This window comes from Vibrio brasiliensis LMG 20546, from assembly GCF_000189255.1.
Lineage (GTDB): Bacteria > Pseudomonadota > Gammaproteobacteria > Enterobacterales > Vibrionaceae > Vibrio > Vibrio brasiliensis.
In genome coordinates this window covers 134,642-156,021 of sequence record NZ_AEVS01000045.1, presented here as the reverse complement: position 1 = coordinate 156,021, position 21,380 = coordinate 134,642, and the positions used below count along the sequence as shown (strand labels likewise).

The window sequence follows — 21,380 nt, the reverse complement described above, 5'->3', positions numbered from 1 at the left end:
CACTCAAGCCTTAGGTAATAGATTTTGCTGGAACTCGCCCAGCATGTCATTAACAAATTGAATGCGTTCGCGTCTATCCACTAATGGTATCGTAAACTTGAACTTAGTTGGTCCATCCATTGCGAATTTTTGTGGCTGAGATTGCAATAGTTTAACCAAATACATAGGGTTAATGTCAGCATCCGGATAGAATTCAATGAAGCCTCCCTTATCATGGGCTTCGATCTTCTTCACTTTCAGAGTGGCAGCTTGCAGTTTCAGCTGTGCCACTGACAGTAGATTCTTGGTTGCATCAGGCAATAGACCAAAGCGGTCGATAAGCTCGATTTTAAGCTCTCCCAACTCATCTTCGCTGGTTACGCTGGCAATCTGTTTATACATCGACAGCCGCGTATTGACATCTGGGATGTAGTCATCTGGTAGTAAGGCTGGCAAGCGCATCTCGACTTCGGTCTGCTCGCGGAGTAATTCGTCGAGAGAAGGTTCTTTGCCTTCCTTCAGAGCTTCCACAGCCTGCTCAAGCATTTCCATATAAAGGGTAAAACCAACTGACTGAATTTGCCCGCTCTGCTCATCTCCGAGCAGCTCACCTGCACCACGAATCTCTAAGTCATGGGTAGCCAGGGTGAAGCCTGCGCCCAAATCTTCCAGCGACGCAATGGCATCCAATCGCTTGATGGCGTCCTTAGTCATTGCTTTAGGATGAGGGGTTAGCAGATAAGCGTAAGCCTGATGGTGAGAACGTCCCACACGACCACGAAGCTGGTGGAGCTGCGCTAGACCTAAGTTGTCGGCACGATCCATAATGATGGTATTGGCCGTTGGAACGTCGATACCGGTTTCTATAATTGTGGTACACACTAACAGGTTAAAGCGCTGGTGATAGAAGTCGTTCATGATGCGCTCAAGTTCGCGTTCACGCATTTGCCCGTGCGCAACCGTGACTCGCGCTTCAGGAACCAATTTCTCCAGATCAGCGGCAACTTTCTCTATCGTTTCTACCTGGTTGTGAAGGAAGTAGACCTGACCACCACGCATGATTTCACGTAGTACCGCTTCACGTACAACTGCATCATCTCGCTGTCTGACAAAGGTCTTGATTGCGAGGCGTCTGGCTGGTGGTGTCGCTATGATAGAAAGATCACGCATCCCACTCATCGCCATATTTAATGTACGAGGAATTGGCGTTGCGGTCAGGGTTAGGATATCAACGTCGGCACGCATAGCCTTCATCTTCTCTTTCTGACGTACGCCGAATCGGTGTTCTTCATCAACGATCAACAGACCAAGATCTTTGAATTTAATGTCGTTCGATAGCAGTTTGTGAGTACCAACCACCAGGTCGACTTTACCCTCTTCAATATCTTGCAGGACTTGTTTTTGTTCTTTGGCTGTTTTGAATCGCGACAAGACCTCAACCCGAATTGGCAGGTTAGCAAAGCGGTCACGGAAGTTTTCAAAATGCTGTTGAGCGAGCAGGGTAGTCGGTACCAATACCGCGACCTGTTTGCCGTTATCTGTAGCAACAAAAGCTGCACGCATCGCGACTTCAGTCTTACCAAAGCCCACGTCACCACACACCAGACGATCCATCGCTTTTGCCTGACACATGTCCGACATGACGGCGTTGATTGCCATTGACTGGTCATCAGTCTCTTCAAAAGGGAAGCCCGCTTTAAAGGTTGCATATTGTCCGCGGTCGAGCTCGAATTTAAAGCCAGGTTTAAGCTCACGCTTAGCGTAAACGTCGAGCAGCTCAGCCGCGACATCACGGACTTTCTCAGCGGCTTTACGACGCGCTTTAGCCCAGGCTTCACCACCGAGCTTATGTAGTGGTGCGCTCTCTTCTGCGCCACCTGAGTAGCGACTGATTAAGTTGAGTGAAGCAACCGGTACATAAAGCTTGGCTTCGTTTTGATACTCAAGCGTAACGTACTCTGTGGTCATGCCACCGGCTTCCAGAGTCTGCAAACCGATATAGCGGCCAATACCGTGATCGATGTGGACGACTGGTTGACCCGTTTGCAGCTCAGCAAGATTACGGATGACGGCATCGCTGTTGGTTGCTTTGCGATCTTTTCGGCGGCGTTGAATAACTCGGTCACCAAGCAGGTCGCTTTCACAAATTAGCGCTAGCTGTTCATCACCATAAACAAAGCCATGTTCGGAAGCTCCGAGGATAAAACTAAACTTGCCTGAATCCTTCAGCGCCTGTTCGAAATTATCTGCTTGTTCCGGGCGCAGTTTAATGCGTTGCAGTAGTTCGAGTAGTGCTTCACGTCGACCTTCAGATTCGACAGAGAAGACAATCTTACCTTTGAATGATTCGCTGAACTGACGCAGAGCCGCCATTGGCTCCTTATTCTGATGCTGAACGGATAAATCTGGCAGTGGGGCAATATCAGGGTTAACCCGACCTTGCTTGTCACTCACTGATTCGACAAACAACTGAGTTTGCGGCAACTGTTTGAAGTGACTGAACAACTCGTCTTTTTTCAGCCACAGCTCTTGCGGCGGTAGCAGTGGACGTAGAGGGTCCACTTTACGCTGATCATAGCGATAGTCGACATCAGTCAGAAAGGTGTCGATAGCTGATTCCAGATTGCCTACGGTCAGTAGCAGGCTGTCATCCGGGATGTAATTGAATAGGGTTTCAGTATGTTCGAAGAACAGCGGTTGCCAGTATTCGATACCTGCAGGCCATGTACCTTTCGACACCTGCATGTATACAGACTCAGGTTCGCGGCGTGCTTCGAAGCGCTGACGCCAGCGAATACGAAAATCCTCAATTGCGGATTCGGAAGTAGGGAACTCGTGAGCCGGTAATAGGCGAATCTCTTTTGTATCTTCTATAGAACGCTGATTCTCAGGATCAAAGGTACGGATGGTATCAATTTCATCATCGAAGAAGTCAATACGATATGGATCGCTTGAACCCATAGGGAACAGATCAAGAATCGAACCACGGCTGGCGTATTCGCCTGGGCCAAATACCTGGTCAACATTACGATAGCCGGACTTCTCTAGCTGAAGTCGCAGTTTCTCAAGGGAAAACAGATCGCCGACTTTGACCATAAGCGTATGCTGTAACAAAAAGTCACGTGGAGACTGACGCTGGAGCAGAGTACTAACGGGTACAATGGTGATGCCGGACGTTTGTGTCGGCAACTGGTATAAGCGTGAGATTCGATCTGAAATGATCTCCTGATGCGGTGAGAAGCTGTCGTAAGGCAGAGTCTCCCAGTCAGGGAATAGCGCGACTTCGTGGCCAGTAAACTGCTCGATCTCTTGTTGCAGTTTTAGCGCGGTTTGTGGGTCCGGTACTGCTAGCAGCGTATGCGAGCCATGGCGATCGGCAAGCTCTGCTATCGCAATAGCCAGACTGGCTCCACGCAGGTTACCAATTTGTTTTTTATCGCCTGCACAGTCTGGGCAAACGAGATTGAGTAAAGATGTATTAGGCATAATGAGAGTAATTATTTGTCGCGGTCAAGTGAACGTTGACGAAGTAGTTTTTGCTGTTGGAACAGAGCGGCTTTAATCAGTAGGTCCTGGTCAAGATCTCTCAATAGGTCGTACTTAACTGTGATTAAATGAGTATCCCTGTTTGTCTCTACATGGGAGACATGTCCATAGCAATAGATGGCCGCAGCAGGATGGTCGAGGAACATTTTCACTCTGACTTTTGCGTCTATTTGGGCGGCAAAATCAGACATATAAGTAAACTGACTGGCGCCAAAAGAGTGGGTATGGTGACGAAGTGACTCATCATCTTGCTGCGAAAGCATAAAGGTAAGCAGTAAGTTGAGCTTAGAGTTCTGGGTATCGAGAAGCTGAATGACATGTTTGAAGTCACTGTTTTTCAGCTCATTACGCGCACTGTCGTTGAGTAAGTCGAGATTACTAAACTCACTGGCAACGATAAATGGTGCCGGGATCTCCGCCTCAAACTTTTCGTAACTAGGAAAAGCTTCATTTGTTGCCAAAGGCTCAATATTGACGGTCATGGTGTGGTTTACGGTAAAGAACTCTTGGTCAGACATGCTCGATTCCTTCTGCTTGATAGCATTGATTATCGTTATACCTGACAAGTAATCAAGGTATCCCTTTGTTTATTACATATTTTAACGTCTAATTGGCAATTAAACACTACACCCCACCTCAATTAATCGGTAGAGTAAACGGCAATAACAAGGTCTCTGGACCCTAACTTTGGTTTCTACTATGTTTCATCCAGTCTCAACCTTCATTGGGCTGCGCTATTTACGAGGGCGCTCTGGTGACAGGTTTAGCCGTTTTGTCTCTTACATGTCGACTGCAGGAATCACTATTGGAGTGATGTCACTTGTTACCGTACTGTCAGTGATGAATGGCTTTGAAGCTCAACTTAAAGGGCGCATTTTGGGCGTTTTGCCGCAGGCGATTGTGTCGCAAATCGACGGCGTTACTGACCGTAGCCAACAGGCACCACAATTTATCAGCGATCTGTCAGATGCTGGTCACCCTGAACCTATTGTTCAAAGTGAAGCTGTCATCCAGAGCTCAAGTCAGCTCACAGCTGGTTTGCTGATTGGTATCAAGCCTTCAGAGCATGACCCAATTGAAGAGCACCTGATTGCCGGACGCCTCTCTAACCTTCAGGCAGGTAAGTATCAAGTCTTTATCGGCCACACTTTAGCACGAGCACTAGACGTCTCGGTTGGCGATAAAGTGCGTCTTTTGGTCACCAGCGCTAGCCAGTTTACACCTCTTGGGCGTATCCCTAGTCAGAGGCTGTTCACTGTTGCCGGAATTTATAACACTGGTTCAGATGTTGACGGTCAATTGATGCTGACTCATATCGAGGATGCCGCTAAGTTGATGCGCTTGAAAGCGGATACCATGACGGGGTGGCGTCTATTCTTTAACGACCCGTTTATCGTTGCCGATATAGCGGAACAGCCGATGCCACAAGGTTGGCAATGGCAGGATTGGCGCGATCAACGCGGTGAACTATTCCAGGCTGTTCGTATGGAAAAGAACATGATGGGGCTGATGCTGGGTCTGATCATTGGCGTTGCCGCATTTAATATTATCTCGGCACTTATTATGGTGGTGATGGAGAAACAGTCGGAAGTTGCGATCCTGAAAACTCAGGGTATGACCGATCGCCAAGTACTGGCCATTTTCATGGTTCAGGGCGCAAGTAGTGGTGTCATTGGCGCATTGATAGGCGGCGGTCTCGGTATCTTACTTGCCAACAATCTGAATCAGTTGCTCGATGGTGCTGGTGTCGCGCTGTTTGCCGTGGGTGGTGAACTACCAATATTGATTAATCCGACCCAGATTATCGTTGTCGTTGTGTTGGCTATTGCGCTGAGCCTTGCTGCGACTTTGTTCCCTTCGTACCGCGCATCTTCTGTAAAACCAGCTGAGGCTTTAAGATATGAGTAACCTTCTCAAGTGTCACAACGTATGTAAAACCTACCATGAAGGTGCATTCGATACTCAAGTTTTAAAGGGTGTCAGCTTTGATTTAGCCAAAGGTGAGCTGGCCTCTATTATTGGTACCTCGGGCTCAGGTAAAAGTACGCTTTTGCACATCCTTGGAGCTCTGGATGACGCCACCGAAGGGCATGTAACCTTCCTTGACCAGAACCTTGCGCAGCTGAGTTCTAATCACCAGGCGAAACTAAGAAATCAGCATTTGGGCTTTGTTTATCAATTCCATCATTTGCTGTCAGACTTTAGTGCGATTGAAAACGTTGCTATGCCACTGCTGATTGGTGGTATGAAAGTTAATCAGGCCAAACAAGCTGCCAAAGTCTTGCTGGATAAAGTCGGTCTCAGTCATCGTATTGATCATCGTCCAGCTGAACTGTCTGGCGGTGAACGTCAGCGCGTCGCAATTGCACGAGCTTTGGTTAATAGCCCGGCTCTGGTGCTGGCTGATGAGCCGACTGGTAATCTCGACCATACGACTGCCTTGGCGATTTACGACCTGATGCGTGAGTTAAACAGAGAATCCGACACGGCATTCCTTGTGGTTACCCATGATGGAGAGCTGGCAGGAAAAATGGATCGTCAGATGCACATGCAAGATGGCCTATTACTCAATATCGAGGGGGCGTAAGTGTTTTCATCATTGTCGCTATTTATCGGTGGGCGATTTAGCCGTGCTAAGCAGCGAAACAAAATGGTCTCGTTCATTTCCCTCTCTTCAACGATAGGTATTGCTGTTGGTGTTGCTGTGATCATTATTGGTTTGTCAGCAATGAATGGGTTTGAGCGAGAGCTGAACAATCGCGTGTTATCTGTTATCTCTCACGGAGAGTTTGAAGGCGTGAGAGGACCACTGAGTGACTGGCAAGAGGTTGTTCAGCAAGCAGAAAAACATCCTAAGATAGTGGCTGCGGCTCCATACGTTAAACTGACTGCGTTAGCGGAGAAAGGGAGTCAGCTAAAAGCAATTGAAGTGCGTGGTGTCGACCCACAACAAGAGGGCAAGGTGTCTAACTTAAATGCCTTTATTGATTCGCAGGTTTGGCAGAACTTTCAACCTAATCAGCAACAGGTCATCTTAGGTCAGGGTGTTGCTAACCTGCTCAACGTTGACAAAGGCGACTATCTGACGCTGATGATCCCTACCAGTGGGGCGACGACTAAAGTTCAGGCGCCAAAACGAGTCAGGGTGCAAGTCGCTGGGCTATTAACCCTAAATGGTCAGATAGATCATAACCTGGCTCTGATACCACTTGAGGATGCTCAGGCTTATGCCAGATTAGGTGACGGAGTTAGTGGGGTTTCAGTCCGTGTTACCGATGTCCTTCAGGCAACTCAGATTGTTCGTGAAGCTGGCAACACACTGGATGTGTACGTTTATTTGCGTAGTTGGCAACAGAAGTATGGCTTTTTGTACCGGGATATTCAGTTAGTCAGAACCATCATGTATCTGGTTATGGTGTTAGTGATTGGTGTAGCAAGCTTTAATATCGTCTCAACGCTGATGATGGCGGTAAAAGATCGTGCTGCTGAGATAGCCATCTTACGCACCATGGGTGCCAGTGATGGCTTAGTGAAGCGTATCTTTGTCTGGCAGGGCGTTTTCTCCGGCGTGTTGGGCAGTCTTGCTGGTAGCCTGATTGGGGTATTGGTCGCGCTGAACCTGACTCCTATGATTACGGCACTGGAAGATTTAATTGGTCATCAGTTCCTGTCAGGTGATATCTACTTCGTCGATTTTCTTCCTTCGCAGGTAAATCTGTCTGACGTGCTTTTGGTGTCGTTAACGGCAGTAGTGCTCAGTTTATTAGCGACATGGTATCCGGCATCCAGAGCCAGCAAGCTTAATCCAGCAGCGGTATTGAGCTCTAAGTAATTGCTAAACTAACGCAATAAAAAAAGGACCTGATGGTCCTTTTTTTGTTCTATTTCAACATGCCAGTTACACACTAGTTGCAACTGATGGGTGCTACCGAGTATTGGAATTTACTTTTTCAGTAGACCGCCTAATCTGATCTTACGTTGTTGCCAACTACGAACCACTGAGTAGCGCCACAATGCTTTGATACCAAAGTAGCCGGCCATCGCTGAAGCGATGCCGCAGATTAAACACCCAAGCAGGAACGGAGGACCAATAGTGCTCATCTGATGAAGGAGAAACTCCCAAGAGAGCTCAAAGTGGAAGTCTTGTGGTGGAACGTGCATTACCCATGCACCTACCTTGTAGGCAAAGTAGAACAGAACAGGCATTGTTACAGGATTGCTCACCCATACAAGTGCGACTGATAGAGGCAAATTGACCCCACAGGCAATCGCCAGACCAGCTGACATAATCATTTGGCTTGGAAGAGGGACAAACGCCATAAATAACCCCACTGCGAAAGCGCCAGCGGCAGAACGGCGGTTAAGACACCAAAGGTTAGGGTTGTACAGCACATTGCCAAAAATCTTTAGTGCCTTCTGACGTTTTATCACTTCGTGGTCAGGCATAAAGCGTTTGATAAATTTTCTTGGCATAGGGGAATATGACTCTCTACTTAAATTATTGGACGCTAATTTCGTTCTCTTTGTTAATCACTACCAGCCCTTACTGGCCGAGCATGCCACATTGGCATTTTGCTGTACTCCCTCTGACTGTTTTGCTTGCTTCCGTCAAGTATAGGAAAGTCAGATATTCTGTAGGGCTAGCTTTAGCGTGTGTTGTCATCCTAGTCCACGGCAACTTACTGCGATATAAAACAGAGATGCTTTTTCAATCAGGTCAGGATATTACCATAACTGCTGACGTTGACAGTCTTTTTAAACCAATAAACTACGGCTTTCAAGGCATAGTTATAGTTAGATCAATCAATGGCCAAGCTTTAACCAGTTTAGCGCGCCCTAAAGTGAGGTTAAAGGGGCCTGTTCGACTTGAGCCCGGAGATGAGATCTCCGCGCGTGTAAAAATAGACCCTATATATGGACTGATGAATCAGGTCGGTTTTGATGCGGAGAAGTATGCGTTGGGACATTCTGTGGTTGGGGTTGCCAGAGTGAATGCTAAACAGAGTTTCTATACGGTCAGTGAGGGCTCGTTACGAAGTGTTTTGATCAACCGAATGGCGCAGCAAACCCGCGGACTTGAAAGTCAGGGGATGATTCGTGCGTTAGTGTTTGGATTGCGTGATCAGATTTCTTCGCCGACATGGCAGCAACTAAAACAGAGCGGTCTGAGTCACTTAATCTCAATTTCTGGCCTACATATCGCTATCGCGTTTGCAATTGGTTGGGCTATCGGGCGATTCGTCATGCGGCTTCACTATGCAATGTCGCTAATGCCTGTTGTGCTGGGCTTGGGGTTAGCCTGGGGATACGCATGGCTGGCAGGCTTTTCGATTCCAACTCAGAGAGCCGTACTCACATGTTGCCTATTGGTGATTATCCACTACCGCTCGGGCAGGGTACCGAACAGTTATAAATGGTTGCTGGTACTTGCGGGTATGCTAATCATCTCCCCTTTTTCTGTCGTTAGCAGTAGCTTGTGGATGTCAATGTATGCAGTGGCGGTGATCATGCTGTGTCAGTCGTTAACAAGCAACAGCCAGAGTTGGTTAATGGGGATGGTCAAACTGCAATTCGCACTAGTGATAGCAATGGCTCCGATCGTTGTTTATTACTTTCAGGGGGTGAGTGTGGGTTCTGTCGCGTACAACCTGTTGTTTGTACCTTGGTTCAGTTGGCTGGTGATGCCTTTGGCTTTTGTTGCTTTATCTGCCATGTTAGCCGGAGTCGGTACTTCCTGGTTATGGAGTGCTGTTGACTGGAGCCTCTATCCTGTCAACTGGATGCTCATTCGTTCCGAGTGGGGCTGGTATCAGTTGTCTCAATGGCAACTGAAATGGTTACTGACTGGTTTGTTCGTTTTTTCATTGCTGTGGTTGATACGAAGAAAAGCGATGCTCTTGATTATGAGTATGCTTGTTCTGTCGTCCATCAATTGGTCAGCCACGCCATCATGGCAGCTGACGACGCTAGATGTCGGTCATGGGCTGGCAGTGGTCGTTGAGCAGGACGAACAGGCTCTGCTCTATGACACGGGTGCTGGCTGGGAGACGTCCAGTATTGCCGAGCAGGTTATCACTCCTTACTTAATTCAACAGGGCATAGATAACCTGAACTATTTCATTATCAGCCATTTTGACAATGACCATGCCGGAGGATGGCAGGATGTCGTCACCAGATGGCAACCGAAAACTTTGATTAGTAGCCAGCAGCTAACAGTAGGACAGGGCTGTACTCGTGGTAAGCGTTGGCGTTGGCAGCAAATTGAAATAGAAGCGCTATGGCCGCCAAACCAGGTAGAGCGGGCTTACAATGCACACTCTTGTGTAGTGAGGGTTACTCATCTTTCACAGGGCTCTAGCGTTCTGTTGTCAGGAGACATTGATTCAGTTGCGGAATGGCTATTGATGCGACAAGGCGACGATCTGTCCACCAACCTTGTAGTGGTTCCTCATCATGGTAGTGACACCTCTTCGGTAGCAGAATTTGTTGCCGCTTTATCTCCGGGTATCGCGATTGCCTCGACTGCGTACAAGGGGCGTTGGAACTTGCCTAATCAGCAAGTGGTAAGTCGATATGAAAAGAGTGGCGCAAACTGGTTCGATACTGGTCATGATGGTCAAATTACGGTGAAATTTTACCCAAACCACACCTCGGTTAGGTCACTTAGGCGCTTGAAAGGGCAGACTTGGTATAGGCAGATGCTGCGTAAGGGAGTAGAATAACCGCAATATTGTAAAAGAAAAATAAGCATTTCTATGTCTCTGAATCAAGACGAAACTACCTGGCAAACCTTTAAACGCTTGTGGACCTATATTCGCCTATACAAGGCAGGTCTGGCGGTTGCCGTTGTCGCATTGATCATTAATGCGGTTGCTGATACTTACATGGTTTCTCTACTAAAGCCTCTTCTTGACGAAGGCTTTGGTAATGCTGAATCGAATTTCTTGCGCATCCTGCCACTGATTATTTTTGGCATGATGGTCGTGCGTGGTCTGAGTGGTTTTGTTTCTACTTATTGCTTGAGTTGGGTTTCGGGCAACGTGGTAATGGAAATGAGACGAGCGATTTTTAATCAGTTCATGCATATGCCAGTGACTTACTTTGATAAAGAGTCGGCTGGCGGTCTTCTTTCTCGTATCACCTATGACTCTGAACAGGTTGCTGGTGCAACAAGCCGCGCATTGGTCAGTATTGTCCGTGAAGGTGCGAGCATTATTGGTCTGTTAGTGCTGATGTTCTGGAACAGCTGGCAGTTGTCTTTGGTGCTGTTTGTCGTTGCACCTTTGGTCGCCTGGGGCATAGGTGTAGTCTCAAAGCGTTTCCGTAAAATCTCAAAGAATATGCAGGAAGCGATGGGCCATGTGACCTCATCAGCTGAGCAAATGCTAAAAGGCCATAAGGTTGTACTGAGCTACGGTGGCCAGAAAGTTGAGAGCGAGCGCTTCGATACGGTAAGCAACCAAATGCGTCAGCAGTCGATGAAGTTGGTCGCAGCTCAGGCGATTGCTAACCCTGTTATTCAGTTGATTGCTTCTATCGCGCTAGTGGTTGTTCTATTCCTTGCTAGTGTTGATTCTATTCGTTCTGAGCTAACTCCAGGTACTTTTACGGTCGTTTTCTCTGCAATGTTTGGTCTAATGCGTCCACTAAAAGCGCTGACCAACGTAACGTCTGACTTCCAACGCGGTATGGCAGCGAGCCAAACTCTGTTCGCGCTGATGGATCTTGAAACTGAGCAAGACAATGGTAAGTACCAGGTTGAGCGTGCTCGTGGTGACATCGAAGTGAAAGAAGTGACCTTTACTTATGAGGGTAAAGAGAAACCGGCACTTACCGATGTCAGTTTTAAAATACCGAAAGGTAAAACAGTGGCACTGGTCGGCCGTTCAGGTTCGGGTAAGAGTACCATTGCTAACCTGTTTACTCGTTTCTACGATGTTGATGCTGGTAGCATTTGTCTTGATGAGCATGACATCCGTGATTATCAATTGAGTAATCTACGTTCGCACTTTGCTTTAGTCTCGCAAAACGTCCACCTGTTTAACGATACGATTGCCAACAATATTGCCTATGCTGCGACGGAGACATACAGCCGTGAGCAGATTGAGCAAGCCGCTAAACTCGCCTACGCAATGGACTTTATCGACAAGATGGACGATGGCCTAGACACGGTTATTGGTGAAAACGGTGCAAGTCTGTCCGGTGGTCAGCGTCAGCGTATCGCTATTGCTCGCGCCTTGTTGCGTGATGCGCCAGTACTTATCCTTGATGAGGCAACTTCTGCACTGGATACTGAGTCTGAAAAAGCCATTCAGTCAGCACTGGATGAACTACAAAAAGACAAGACAGTACTGGTTATCGCGCACCGTCTGTCGACTATCGAGAGTGCCGATGAAATTCTGGTGGTTGATGAAGGTGAGATTGTAGAGCGTGGTAATCATCAAGACCTGATTGAGAAAAATGGTGCCTATGCTCAGTTACACCGTATTCAGTTTGGTGCTTAATCTTGATTGAAAAAATCTGGTTTGAGAACCACCCAATCAAATATCTGTTATGGCCACTTTTGTGGCCATTAAGCCAATTGTTTGGTGCGATAAGTCGTTCTCGCCGCGCAAAATATCAGTCAAAAGCTAAACCGACTTATCGTGCACCAGTACCTGTTGTCGTGGTTGGTAATATCACCGCAGGCGGTAATGGTAAGACACCGGTTGTTATTTGGCTGGTGGAGCAACTGCAGGCACTGGGATATAACCCTGGGGTAGTTTCTCGTGGTTATGGAGCCAAGGCGCCTTCTTATCCGCTGGTGGTAGACGATGCGACGTCGACCAACCATTGTGGTGACGAACCAAAACTCATCTTCAAGCGTACTGGTGCACCTGTAGCGGTATCGCCAAAGCGCAGTGAAGCTGTGGAGGCTTTATTGCCACTCGGAGTTGATATTGTCATTACCGATGATGGATTGCAGCACTACGCATTAGAGCGTGATATTGAAATTGTCGTTGTCGATGGCGTGAGACGTTTTGGTAATCAATGTTTGTTGCCACTTGGCCCATTGAGAGAATCAACTGCGCGATTGGCTGAAGTTGATCTTATTATTACTAATGGTGGTTCAGCGCTAGATGGAGAAGCGGCAATGTCGCTTAAGCCAGACCAAGTGATCAACTTAAAGACGGGTCAACGTGATAATATTACTGCTATTAAAGACCAATTGGTTGCGATGGCGGGAATCGGCCATCCGCCACGCTTTTTTAAAACGTTAGAGACATTAGGGGCAACGCCTGTTTATCAACAGGGCTTTGCTGACCATAAAGATTTTGAACCGTCAGAATTAGACCAGCTTACACAAAAAGGTAAGCATCTTATTATGACGGAAAAAGACGCAGTAAAATGCGCGAATTACGCTAAAGATAACTGGTGGTATTTGCCTGTTAGTGCAGAATTTAACCCAAGTGATGAAGCGCGTATTTTAAATAAGATTAAAGAGGTTAAGGAAAAGTATGGATCACCGTCTGCTTGAGATTGTTGCCTGTCCGGTATGTAAAGGTAAGCTTGCGTTCGACAAGGATAAGCAAGAGTTAGTTTGTAAACTGGACCGTTTAGCCTACCCAATCAAAGAGGGTATCCCAGTGCTTCTAGAACCTGAAGCGCGTAATATCTCAATGGATGAGGGCAGATAATGTCATTTACTGTCGTTATCCCAGCGCGTTATCAATCGACTCGCTTACCTGGTAAACCTCTTGCGGATATTGGTGGGAAGCCGATGATCCAGTGGGTACACGAGCAAGCGCTACAGGCCGGTGCAGATAAAGTCATTATTGCTACTGACGACGAGCGAGTTGAGCAAGTGGTTAAGTCGTTTGGTGGTGAGGTCTGTATGACATCTCCTGACCACGAGTCAGGCACTGAGCGCCTGGCGGAAGTGGTCGAGAAGATGGCCATCCCTGATGACCACATTATCGTTAATGTTCAGGGTGATGAGCCACTCATTCCACCAAGTATCATTGCACAGGTGGCGGATAACCTGGCCAACAGCCAAGCCCCAATGGCGACATTAGCCGTAGAAATCGACCATGAAGCTGAAGTGTTCAACCCGAACGCAGTTAAAGTTGTGACGGATAAAGATGGCTATGCGATGTACTTCAGCCGAGCGACGATCCCTTGGGACCGTGATAACTTTGCTGGTCAGCAACAGACGGTTGCTCAGCCACTGATGCGCCATATTGGCATTTATGCTTACCGCGCAGGCTTCATAAACACATACATTAACTGGCAGCCAACCACGCTTGAGAAAATTGAGTGTCTAGAGCAGTTACGTGTACTGTGGTACGGAGAAAAGATTCACGTTGAGGTCGCTAAAGAAGCGCCAGCAGCGGGTGTAGATACACCGGAAGATCTTGAAGTGGTGAGAAGTATTATCGCTAACCGCTAATGTAGAAAAGGCCCCGAAGGGCCTTTTTTATTGGGGTTAGATTTTCGCATCGTAGTCATTGCGTTTTGGACAGGTTCCGAGGATTTCTCTACGGCCACTATCTTTAACTTCCTCCAGTATCACGTCAAAGCCCCATAGGCGATACATATGCTTCAATACTTCGTCATAGCTGTCATCGAGGGGGATACGGTCATGAGGGACGTATTGCAGCGTGAGTGAACGGTCACCGCGTACATCGACGTTGAACACCTGAATATTAGGTTCAAGGTTAGACAAGTTGTATTGAGCCGCCAGCTTTTCTCTGATCGCTCTATAACCCGAGTCGTCGTGAATTGCGCTGACTTCAATATAGTTCTTACGGTCGTCATCGACGATGGCAAACAACTTAAAGTCACGCATGAGTTTTGGAGACAGGTATTGGCTAATAAAACTCTCGTCCTTGAAGTTCTTCATCGCGAAATGAACCGCTTCAAGCCAGTCAGTACCAGCCAGATCAGGGAACCACTCCTTATCTTCATCAGTTGGTTCTTCACAGATACGGCGTATATCGCGGAACATGGCAAAGCCAAGTGCATACGGGTTTATGCCGCTAAAGTAAGGGCTGTTGTAGGGGGGTTGTGCCACAACGCCAGTGTGGCTGTGCAAAAACTCAAGGATAAAGCGGTCGGTTACTAACCCTTCATCATAAAGGTGGTTAAGAATGGTGTAGTGCCAGAACGTCGCCCAGCCTTCGTTCATCACCTGAGTCTGTTTTTGTGGGTAGAAGTATTGGCTAATCTTGCGTACCACACGGACGATTTCTCGCTGCCAAGGCTCTAGGAGCGGTGCATGCTTTTCAATAAAGTAGAGGATGTTCTCCTGTGGCTCGGACGGGAAGCGAACTTTCTCGTTTTCTGGTTCTACCTTAGATTTAGGTACCGTTCGCCATAAGTCATTAACCTGAGATTGGAGATAGGCTTCGCGTTCTTCCTGACGAGATTTTTCTTCAGCGATAGAGATTTTTTCTGGTCGTTTATAGCGATCAACGCCAAAGTTCATCAGTGCGTGGCATGAGTCGAGCAGATCTTCTACCTCCTGGACACCATACTTTTGCTCACACTCCGCGATATAGTTCTTAGCGAACAGTAGATAATCGATAATGGAACTGGCATCAGTCCAGGTCTGGAATAGATAGTTTCCTTTAAAGAAAGAGTTGTGTCCGTAGCAAGCGTGCGCCATTACCAGCGCCTGCATGGTGACGGTATTCTCTTCCATCAGGTAGGCGATACATGGGTTAGAATTAATTACGATTTCGTACGCCAGCCCCATCTGGCCATGTTTATACCCCTGCTCAGTTTGAATGAACTTCTTACCGAACGACCAGTGATTGTAGTTAATCGGCATACCGATACTGGAATACGCATCCATCATCTGTTCAGACGTTATGACTTCTATCTGGTTAGGGTAGGCGTCGAGTTTATAGTGATCCGCCACCCGTTTGATTTCAACGTGGTAACGTTCAAGTAGATCGAAGGTCCAGTCTGGACCATCTGGCAGCGCCTTGCTCTTTGTTGGCTTTTTCGTTTTAGTTGTCATACGGCCTCCCTAAGCAGTCTCTTTTTTGAAAAGCTCTCTGAACACAGGGAAAATATCCTCAACGCTGCGAATGTTCTTCATTGCAAAGTTAGGGAAGTCCCCTTCGAGTTTTTCATACTCGTGCCACAAGGTCTGATGTGAGCGGCGAGTGATTTCGATATAGGAATAATACTGGCAGTTTGGCAGTAAATGCTTGGTGAGTAATTCTCGACAACGAGGCGAGTCATCTGCCCAGTTATCGCCATCGGAAGCTTGTGCAGCGTAGATATTCCACTCTCCAACAGGATAACGGTCTGCAACAATCTCGTTCATCAGTTTTAATGCACTGGATACGATTGTGCCGCCCGTTTCTTGTGAGTAGAAGAACTCATGCTCGTCGACCTCTTTTGCCTGAGTGTGGTGGCGAATAAACACCACATCGACATTTTCATAAGTACGGGTCAGGAACAGATAGAGCAGAACATAAAATCGTTTGGCGATATCCTTGGTTGCCTGATCCATTGAGCCGGACACGTCCATCAGACAGAACATGACAGCCTGACTGGATGGGATAGGACGGCGTTCGTAGTTTTTAAAGCGTAGGTCGAAGGTATCGATAAAAGGAACCGTATCGATTTTACGACGGAGATCCTGAATTTCTTTCTGTAAACGTTGCTCTTCGAGCATTTGAGCTGGCTCGGACATCTTAACTTTATCGAGCTCTTGTTCCAGTTCACGCAGCATACGCTTTTTGCCTGCCGTCATCGCAGTACGTCTTGCAAGGGATTGCTGTAGTGACTTTACGATAGCGATATTGGCTGGTACACCAGCGGTTTGATAACCAGCGCGGTGCGTTTTCCATTCAGTGATTTTGTTGATTTGGCTCTTTTCAAGGTTAGGGAGTTCAAGATCTTCAAATAGAATATCTAAGTACTCATCTTTTGAAATCTGGAATACAAAATCGTCCTGACCTTCACCGTCAGCGCTTGCGTCACCTTCACCTGAGCCTCCACCTTGACCGCCACCTTTCGGGCGTTCAATTTTATCACCGGTAATAAACTGGTCATTACCCGGATGAACTCGCTCTTTGAGGCCGCCTTTGCCTTGATGAAAGACTGGCTCTTTGATGTCCTTATGTGGAATAGCGACATCTTCACCAGTTTCGGTATTGGTGATTGAACGGCGATTTACTGCATCCGCCACAGACTCTTTAATCTGCTCTTTATGGCGGCGCAAAAAGCGCTGGCGGTTAACCGCACTTTTATTTTTGCCGTTCAGTCGTCGGTCAATAAATTGCGCCATGAGTCACCCCTTATCTCATACAAGCCCCGGTTACCAGGGCTGGATCTATCTTGCACCTGTCACCTGCCAGACTCAGCCTGACAGGTGAAGTACGGGCTAAAACACTGCTGTTATGATGATTTACGTACGCGTAGATACCATTCAGATAGCAAGCGAACTTGTTTCTCTGTGTAGCCTTTTTCCATCATGCGTGCGACAAAGTCATCGTGTTTCTTCTGATCTTCAGAAGAGGTTTTAGTGTTAAAGGAGATAACTGGTAACAGTTCCTCGGTGTTGGAGAACATTTTCTTCTCAATCACAGTGCGAAGTTTTTCGTAACTCGTCCAAACTGGATTGGTGCCGTTGTTATTTGCTCGTGCACGAAGCACGAAGTTAACGATTTCATTACGGAAATCTTTAGGATTGCTAATACCTGCGGTTTTTTCGATCTTCTCTAGCTCGTTGTTTAGAGCTGAGCGGTCGAATAACTGGCCTGTTTCTGGGTCGCGGTACTCTTGGTCCTGAATCCAGAAGTCGGCGTAAGTGACGTAACGGTCAAAGATGTTTTGTCCGTACTCAGAGTAAGACTCTAAGTAAGCGGTCTGAATTTCTTTTCCGATAAATTCTACGTAGCGTGGTACCAGGTAGCCTTTCAAGAACTCAAGGTACTTCTCTGCTGTCTCTTGTGGGAACTGCTCACGTTCAATCTGTTGTTCGATAACGTAGAACAGGTGAACAGGGTTCGCCGCTACCTCGGTCTGATCAAAGTTGAACACACGCGATAGAATCTTAAAGGCGAAACGCGTTGATAGCCCTGACATGCCTTCATCAACACCCGCAAAATCGCGATACTCCTGATAACTCTTCGCTTTAGGGTCAGTGTCTTTCAGGGTTTCACCATCGTAGACGCGCATCTTAGAGAAAATAGACGAGTTCTCTGGCTCTTTGAGACGCGACAGAATACTGAACTGAGAAAGCAACTCTAAGGTACTTGGTGAACATGGTGCTTTCGACAGTTCCGAGTGGTCGAGTAGTTTTTGGTAAATCTTGACCTCTTCCGATACACGCAGACAGTAAGGCACCTTAACGATGTAAACACGGTCAAGGAATGCTTCATTGTTTTTGTTATTACGGAATGTTTGCCATTCTGACTCATTTGAGTGAGCGAGGATCATGCCATCAAATGGCAAAGCTGACAGACCTTCAGTACCGTTGTAGTTACCTTCCTGAGTAGCAGTTAGTAGAGGGTGTAGCACCTTAATCGGCGCTTTAAACATCTCTACGAACTCCATCAGACCCTGGTTAGCACGACATAGAGCACCCGAATAGCTGTACGCATCTGGGTCATCTTGAGAGTAGTGTTCTAACTGACGAATATCGACTTTACCAACCAGTGAAGAGATGTCCTGGTTGTTTTCGTCACCCGGTTCGGTTTTCGCTATAGCAAGTTGATCCAGAATCGAAGGTCGAACTTTGACCACTTTGAATTTAGAAATGTCGCCACCGAATTCATGCAAACGCTTCGCTGCCCATGGAGACATAATCGAGCGGATATAGCGTTTTTCAATTCCATACTCTTGTTTGAGCAGGTCGCCGTCTTCGTTGACATCAAACAGACAGAATGGATGATCGTTTACCGGGCTACGTTCGCCATTAGCAGAAAGAACATAAATCGGTACTTGTTGCATTAACGCTTTGAGCTTCTCTGCCAGTGAAGACTTACCACCACCCACAGGTCCGAGTAAGTAGAGAATCTGTTTGCGTTCCTCTAAGCCCTGCGCCGCGTGTTTTAGATAGGAAACAATCTGCTCAATAGCATCTTCCATACCATAGAAATCTTTAAAGGTTTGGTAACGCGAGATGACCCTGTTGGAGAAAATACGGCTGAGATGTGGGTCCTGCGCGGTATCAATGACCTCTGGTTCGCCGATGGCCATTAACAGTCGTTCGGCGGCATTGGCATACGCACTTTTGTCGTCCTTGCAAAGGCCTAGAAAGTCTTGTAGCGATAGTTCCTCATCCTTGGAGGCTTCGTAGCGTGCTTGGAAATGGTCGAAAATACTCATAATGAATTCCCCTCTGAACCTGTCAAACTGACAATAAACCCGCATAGAAAAGCAAATCCTTTCTTTTTTAATCCTAGTTGGTTTTTAGAATTTTGCTTAAAAAATATGTGTTTAATTGCAATTTGTGACCAAGAGCTAGTTGTCTGACCACTTATCTGCTGGCATCTGGAAATTAAGTATTTAATCTAGAAATAGTAGCTCATTTAGAGTTTTGTAATCTAAATATCATCTTCTAATCGAATGTATTGTTATTGATAGATAAAATGTTTATCTGAGCTACGCAATCAGCAATTGATATCGGTATGTCATTCTGTATAATTGCTGGCAATTCATCCAATCAATTTGAATCCTGGTAACTATGTTAAAAACATCTTGGCTAAAAAGTATTTGTCTCCTTGCTGCAATAGCAGCATTACCATCCCAGGCTAAAATATCCCAGTGGTCGTTGGGCGTCGCGGCATCCTATTCTCCTGCGGTATACAAAGACACCCCATCGAATCAGACGGTGATTCCGCTAATTGGCTATGAAGGCGAGCATCTATTCTTGCGCGGATTTACCGCTGGATACCGTATACTGCCAGTTGGTTCACCCCAAAACATCATCTTTCGCGCAGCTTATGATCCAAGAACTCTGAAGCCGGAGGATTCAAGTAACCCTGATATCCAACTGATGGATGAACGAAAGGCCACGGTATTAGGCGGTGTGAGTTATCAGGCAATTACTATGCTTGGGATGTTTGAAGCGACGCTTGGTAGCGATTTAGCGAATCGACACAATGGCATATACGCAGAAGCGGCCTGGCGTTTGCCAATTCGTCGAGGAGGATGGGGAGTGACTCCATCTCTTGGTTACGCGTATAACAGTAGCCGACTTAACAACCATCTATATGGTGTTAGTGCTGCAGAAGCGGCACGTTCAGGTTTAAGTGAATTTGATGCTGATTGGGATGGTCAGATGTTTATTGGTGCTTCAGGTTACTTTCATCTGTCGCCAAGCGTGCGTGTCACTGGCAGCTTGCGCTATACCAATATCGAAGGAGATATTGAAGGCAGTCCGTTAATTGAAAGCGGGGTGACGACGTCAGCCAACATTGGTGTCGCTTACGTCTTTTAGTCTGGTTTGAGAGATGTAAAAAAGGCTGTTGCAATTGCAACAGCCTTTTTTGTTATCGATTAAGCGTTGAATATTTGCTTCAGCTCGTTAGCACATAGGTGATACTGACGAGGACAGTTACGCCATGTGTTAAGCATGCGACGGTACTTATCTAGCATTGGCATTTGCGCATTGAAATGGTGCTCACCCTTGCTGAATTGAGGATACAGACCTTCAGAGTCGACAAGAAAACGAACGTAATTAACCAGTTGTGCTTCTGCCGCCGCGTCAAAGCCTAAGAAAGTCAGACGACGTTGGTCTACTTCTTTCTGTTCGCTGTCAGAGAGCATTTTGTTTGATTCCTGCATCGCATGGTACATTTCCATAATGTCAATCACTTCGCGACATTCCGCATCAACTAAACAGCCAAAATCTTTGTTTAGTTCACGCATTTGCAATTCGTAACCGCGCTCTACAATAGTCTGTAGACGCTGATATTTCGCCGCGTTTTCCGGATCCATCTGTGACATCAGGTAGTACTGATTTGATAGGATCAAACGTTGAGCGTTGGTCATTTCCATGGTGGCCTCACTAAAATAATCTAATACATTTTTAATGTGCTTAGGTTATCTGTTCCGGGTTAACTGAAACATGATCTCAACACATATTTAATATCAAAAGTACAAAGATTGAGTAAGATTTTTTACTTGTCTTTATGGTAGTGATTATAGATGTAGTCTCGGTCGGAGAAGACTCGTAACAACTCTGGTTTAAATACCGTCAACATCGCGACAGTCATACCATTTAGCAGACCTTCAGGAAACGCCAGCAGGGGAGTGAAGATCAGGTAGTTATCAAAAATTGTTACCCAGTCATAATCGGATACAAATAGCAGATAAAAGGAATTAATCAGCAAATGGGCGGTGCCGGTCACTCCTCCATTGAGGAAACCTGCGACAAAGATAAAGACGAAAATATTGCGCGGAAGATAACGGTAACTGGCCAAAAACAGCCCATAGCTGATAACAATTGGGAGCAGACAAGAGAGCAGCAGAAACTCAGGGAGTCCGGCAAATTCAAGTTCGCCGAAAATAGCCAATAGTAAGCCGACAACCATTGCAATTGCATACGCGCTTCGCCAGCCATACATCAGGGTCAGAACGGTAAGACCAAGGAAATGAATGGATAGTCCGTCTTTTATGCCAGCGTCCGCAGACCAGAGTAGGTAAAACGCAAATACAACGCCAAAGGTGACATGCTGGAAGGTACGTTCGCTGGTCAGCTTCGGGATGAGTACGCGCGATACGTCCCGCCAAATGAACAGGCAGGAGACAACAATCAGTGCTAGGGCAAACAGTTGATTCAGCGCCACGTAAACCTCAAAAAAAATACCAACCTAAGCAGGTTGGTATTTTTTACGAATTAGTCACCA

The 21,380-nt window shown here is 46.8% G+C and carries 17 protein-coding genes; 9 read left to right on the top strand and 8 right to left on the bottom strand.

Going from position 1 to position 21,380, the window contains the following annotated elements; translation table 11 throughout:
* Window positions 1–3 precede the first annotated feature (3 nt).
* Window positions 4–3,465, bottom strand: a complete 3,462-nt coding sequence (gene mfd / locus RH46_RS07435) for a transcription-repair coupling factor (protein WP_006878792.1) — start codon at window positions 3,463–3,465, stop codon at window positions 4–6.
* A gap of 11 nt (window positions 3,466–3,476) precedes the next feature.
* The gene (locus RH46_RS07430; protein ID WP_006878791.1) at window positions 3,477–4,043 is read right to left on the bottom strand and encodes a hypothetical protein; all 567 of its coding nucleotides are present in this window, start codon (window positions 4,041–4,043) and stop codon (window positions 3,477–3,479) included.
* 181 nt (window positions 4,044–4,224) lie between these two features.
* On the opposite strand from RH46_RS07430, the gene lolC reads away from it, so the two are divergent.
* The 3 genes from lolC to lolE are packed head-to-tail and all read left to right on the top strand — an operon-like array spanning window position 4,225 to window position 7,357.
* The gene (lolC, locus tag RH46_RS07425) at window positions 4,225–5,433 is read left to right on the top strand and encodes a lipoprotein-releasing ABC transporter permease subunit LolC (protein WP_040895370.1); all 1,209 of its coding nucleotides are present in this window, start codon (window positions 4,225–4,227) and stop codon (window positions 5,431–5,433) included.
* Entirely contained in the window at window positions 5,426–6,112 is a 687-nt protein-coding gene (gene lolD, locus RH46_RS07420) for a lipoprotein-releasing ABC transporter ATP-binding protein LolD (RefSeq protein WP_006878788.1), read from the top strand. The genes lolC and lolD overlap by 8 nt, the downstream gene beginning before the upstream one ends.
* Window positions 6,113–7,357: a lipoprotein-releasing ABC transporter permease subunit LolE gene (gene lolE / locus RH46_RS07415; RefSeq protein ID WP_006878787.1), complete on the top strand. Its 1,245-nt coding sequence runs from the start codon at window positions 6,113–6,115 to the stop codon at window positions 7,355–7,357. It begins immediately after the preceding gene.
* 110 nt (window positions 7,358–7,467) lie between these two features.
* Here lolE and RH46_RS07410 read toward each other — a convergent pair whose 3' ends face one another.
* Complete coding sequence (locus tag RH46_RS07410) at window positions 7,468–7,998, bottom strand: DUF2062 domain-containing protein (protein ID WP_006878786.1); 531 nt, start codon at window positions 7,996–7,998, stop codon at window positions 7,468–7,470.
* 8 nt (window positions 7,999–8,006) lie between these two features.
* Here RH46_RS07410 and RH46_RS07405 point away from each other — a divergent pair, with 8 nt between their 5' ends.
* The 5 genes from RH46_RS07405 to kdsB are packed head-to-tail and all read left to right on the top strand — an operon-like array spanning window position 8,007 to window position 13,954.
* On the top strand, window positions 8,007–10,247 hold the full coding sequence (locus RH46_RS07405; RefSeq protein WP_006878785.1) for a DNA internalization-related competence protein ComEC/Rec2: 2,241 nt from the start codon (window positions 8,007–8,009) through the stop codon (window positions 10,245–10,247).
* A 33-nt stretch (window positions 10,248–10,280) separates the two neighbouring features.
* Window positions 10,281–12,029: a lipid A ABC transporter ATP-binding protein/permease MsbA gene (msbA, locus tag RH46_RS07400; RefSeq protein WP_006878784.1), complete on the top strand. Its 1,749-nt coding sequence runs from the start codon at window positions 10,281–10,283 to the stop codon at window positions 12,027–12,029.
* A gap of 2 nt (window positions 12,030–12,031) precedes the next feature.
* Window positions 12,032–13,042 (top strand): tetraacyldisaccharide 4'-kinase, encoded by a 1,011-nt coding sequence (gene lpxK / locus RH46_RS07395; RefSeq protein WP_006878783.1) that lies wholly within the window; start codon window positions 12,032–12,034, stop codon window positions 13,040–13,042.
* Window positions 13,023–13,202 carry a Trm112 family protein gene (locus RH46_RS07390; protein WP_006878782.1) on the top strand — a complete coding sequence of 60 codons (180 nt, stop codon included), beginning with the start codon at window positions 13,023–13,025 and terminating at the stop codon, window positions 13,200–13,202. Before lpxK ends, RH46_RS07390 begins: the two co-directional genes overlap by 20 nt.
* Window positions 13,202–13,954, top strand: coding sequence for a 3-deoxy-manno-octulosonate cytidylyltransferase (gene kdsB, locus RH46_RS07385; protein WP_006878781.1), 753 nt, complete (start codon window positions 13,202–13,204; stop codon window positions 13,952–13,954). Before RH46_RS07390 ends, kdsB begins: the two co-directional genes overlap by 1 nt.
* A 36-nt stretch (window positions 13,955–13,990) precedes the next feature.
* Here the strand turns inward: kdsB and RH46_RS07380 are convergent, their stop codons facing one another.
* The 3 genes from RH46_RS07380 to RH46_RS07370 all read right to left on the bottom strand — a co-directional run bounded on the left by RH46_RS07380 (window position 13,991) and on the right by RH46_RS07370 (window position 18,855).
* Window positions 13,991–15,529, bottom strand: a complete 1,539-nt coding sequence (locus RH46_RS07380; protein ID WP_006878780.1) for a SpoVR family protein — start codon at window positions 15,527–15,529, stop codon at window positions 13,991–13,993.
* Between the two features lie 9 nt (window positions 15,530–15,538).
* Window positions 15,539–16,810, bottom strand: a complete 1,272-nt coding sequence (locus RH46_RS07375; RefSeq protein ID WP_006878779.1) for a YeaH/YhbH family protein — start codon at window positions 16,808–16,810, stop codon at window positions 15,539–15,541.
* Between the two features lie 110 nt (window positions 16,811–16,920).
* On the bottom strand, window positions 16,921–18,855 hold the full coding sequence (locus RH46_RS07370; protein WP_006878778.1) for a PrkA family serine protein kinase: 1,935 nt from the start codon (window positions 18,853–18,855) through the stop codon (window positions 16,921–16,923).
* A gap of 358 nt (window positions 18,856–19,213) precedes the next feature.
* Here RH46_RS07370 and RH46_RS07365 point away from each other — a divergent pair, with 358 nt between their 5' ends.
* A complete protein-coding gene (locus tag RH46_RS07365) occupies window positions 19,214–19,969 on the top strand; it encodes a MipA/OmpV family protein (RefSeq protein WP_006878777.1) in 756 nt (251 codons plus the stop codon).
* 59 nt (window positions 19,970–20,028) lie between these two features.
* Here RH46_RS07365 and RH46_RS07360 read toward each other — a convergent pair whose 3' ends face one another.
* Together RH46_RS07360 and RH46_RS07355 are read right to left on the bottom strand one after the other, a co-directional pair.
* Window positions 20,029–20,529, bottom strand: a complete 501-nt coding sequence (locus RH46_RS07360; RefSeq protein WP_006878776.1) for a YfbU family protein — start codon at window positions 20,527–20,529, stop codon at window positions 20,029–20,031.
* Window positions 20,530–20,651: 122 nt separating this feature from the next.
* Window positions 20,652–21,320 carry an energy-coupling factor ABC transporter permease gene (locus tag RH46_RS07355; RefSeq protein WP_006878775.1) on the bottom strand — a complete coding sequence of 223 codons (669 nt, stop codon included), beginning with the start codon at window positions 21,318–21,320 and terminating at the stop codon, window positions 20,652–20,654.
* Between the last annotated feature and the right edge of the window lie 60 nt (window positions 21,321–21,380).

Bases quoted from the DNA above. Each gene is read 5' to 3' on its own strand.
- mfd (WP_006878792.1), bottom strand. From the start codon at position 3,465: ATGCCTAATACATCTTTACTCAATCTCGTTTGCCCAGACTGTGCAGGC.
- RH46_RS07430 (WP_006878791.1), bottom strand. From the start codon at position 4,043: ATGTCTGACCAAGAGTTCTTTACCGTAAACCACACCATGACCGTCAAT.
- lolC (WP_040895370.1), top strand. From the start codon at position 4,225: ATGTTTCATCCAGTCTCAACCTTCATTGGGCTGCGCTATTTACGAGGG.
- lolD (WP_006878788.1), top strand. From the start codon at position 5,426: ATGAGTAACCTTCTCAAGTGTCACAACGTATGTAAAACCTACCATGAA.
- RH46_RS07410 (WP_006878786.1), bottom strand. From the start codon at position 7,998: ATGCCAAGAAAATTTATCAAACGCTTTATGCCTGACCACGAAGTGATA.
- RH46_RS07405 (WP_006878785.1), top strand. From the start codon at position 8,007: ATGACTCTCTACTTAAATTATTGGACGCTAATTTCGTTCTCTTTGTTA.
- msbA (WP_006878784.1), top strand. From the start codon at position 10,281: ATGTCTCTGAATCAAGACGAAACTACCTGGCAAACCTTTAAACGCTTG.
- RH46_RS07390 (WP_006878782.1), top strand. From the start codon at position 13,023: ATGGATCACCGTCTGCTTGAGATTGTTGCCTGTCCGGTATGTAAAGGT.
- kdsB (WP_006878781.1), top strand. From the start codon at position 13,202: ATGTCATTTACTGTCGTTATCCCAGCGCGTTATCAATCGACTCGCTTA.
- RH46_RS07380 (WP_006878780.1), bottom strand. From the start codon at position 15,529: ATGACAACTAAAACGAAAAAGCCAACAAAGAGCAAGGCGCTGCCAGAT.
- RH46_RS07375 (WP_006878779.1), bottom strand. From the start codon at position 16,810: ATGGCGCAATTTATTGACCGACGACTGAACGGCAAAAATAAAAGTGCG.
- RH46_RS07370 (WP_006878778.1), bottom strand. From the start codon at position 18,855: ATGAGTATTTTCGACCATTTCCAAGCACGCTACGAAGCCTCCAAGGAT.
- RH46_RS07365 (WP_006878777.1), top strand. From the start codon at position 19,214: ATGTTAAAAACATCTTGGCTAAAAAGTATTTGTCTCCTTGCTGCAATA.
- RH46_RS07360 (WP_006878776.1), bottom strand. From the start codon at position 20,529: ATGGAAATGACCAACGCTCAACGTTTGATCCTATCAAATCAGTACTAC.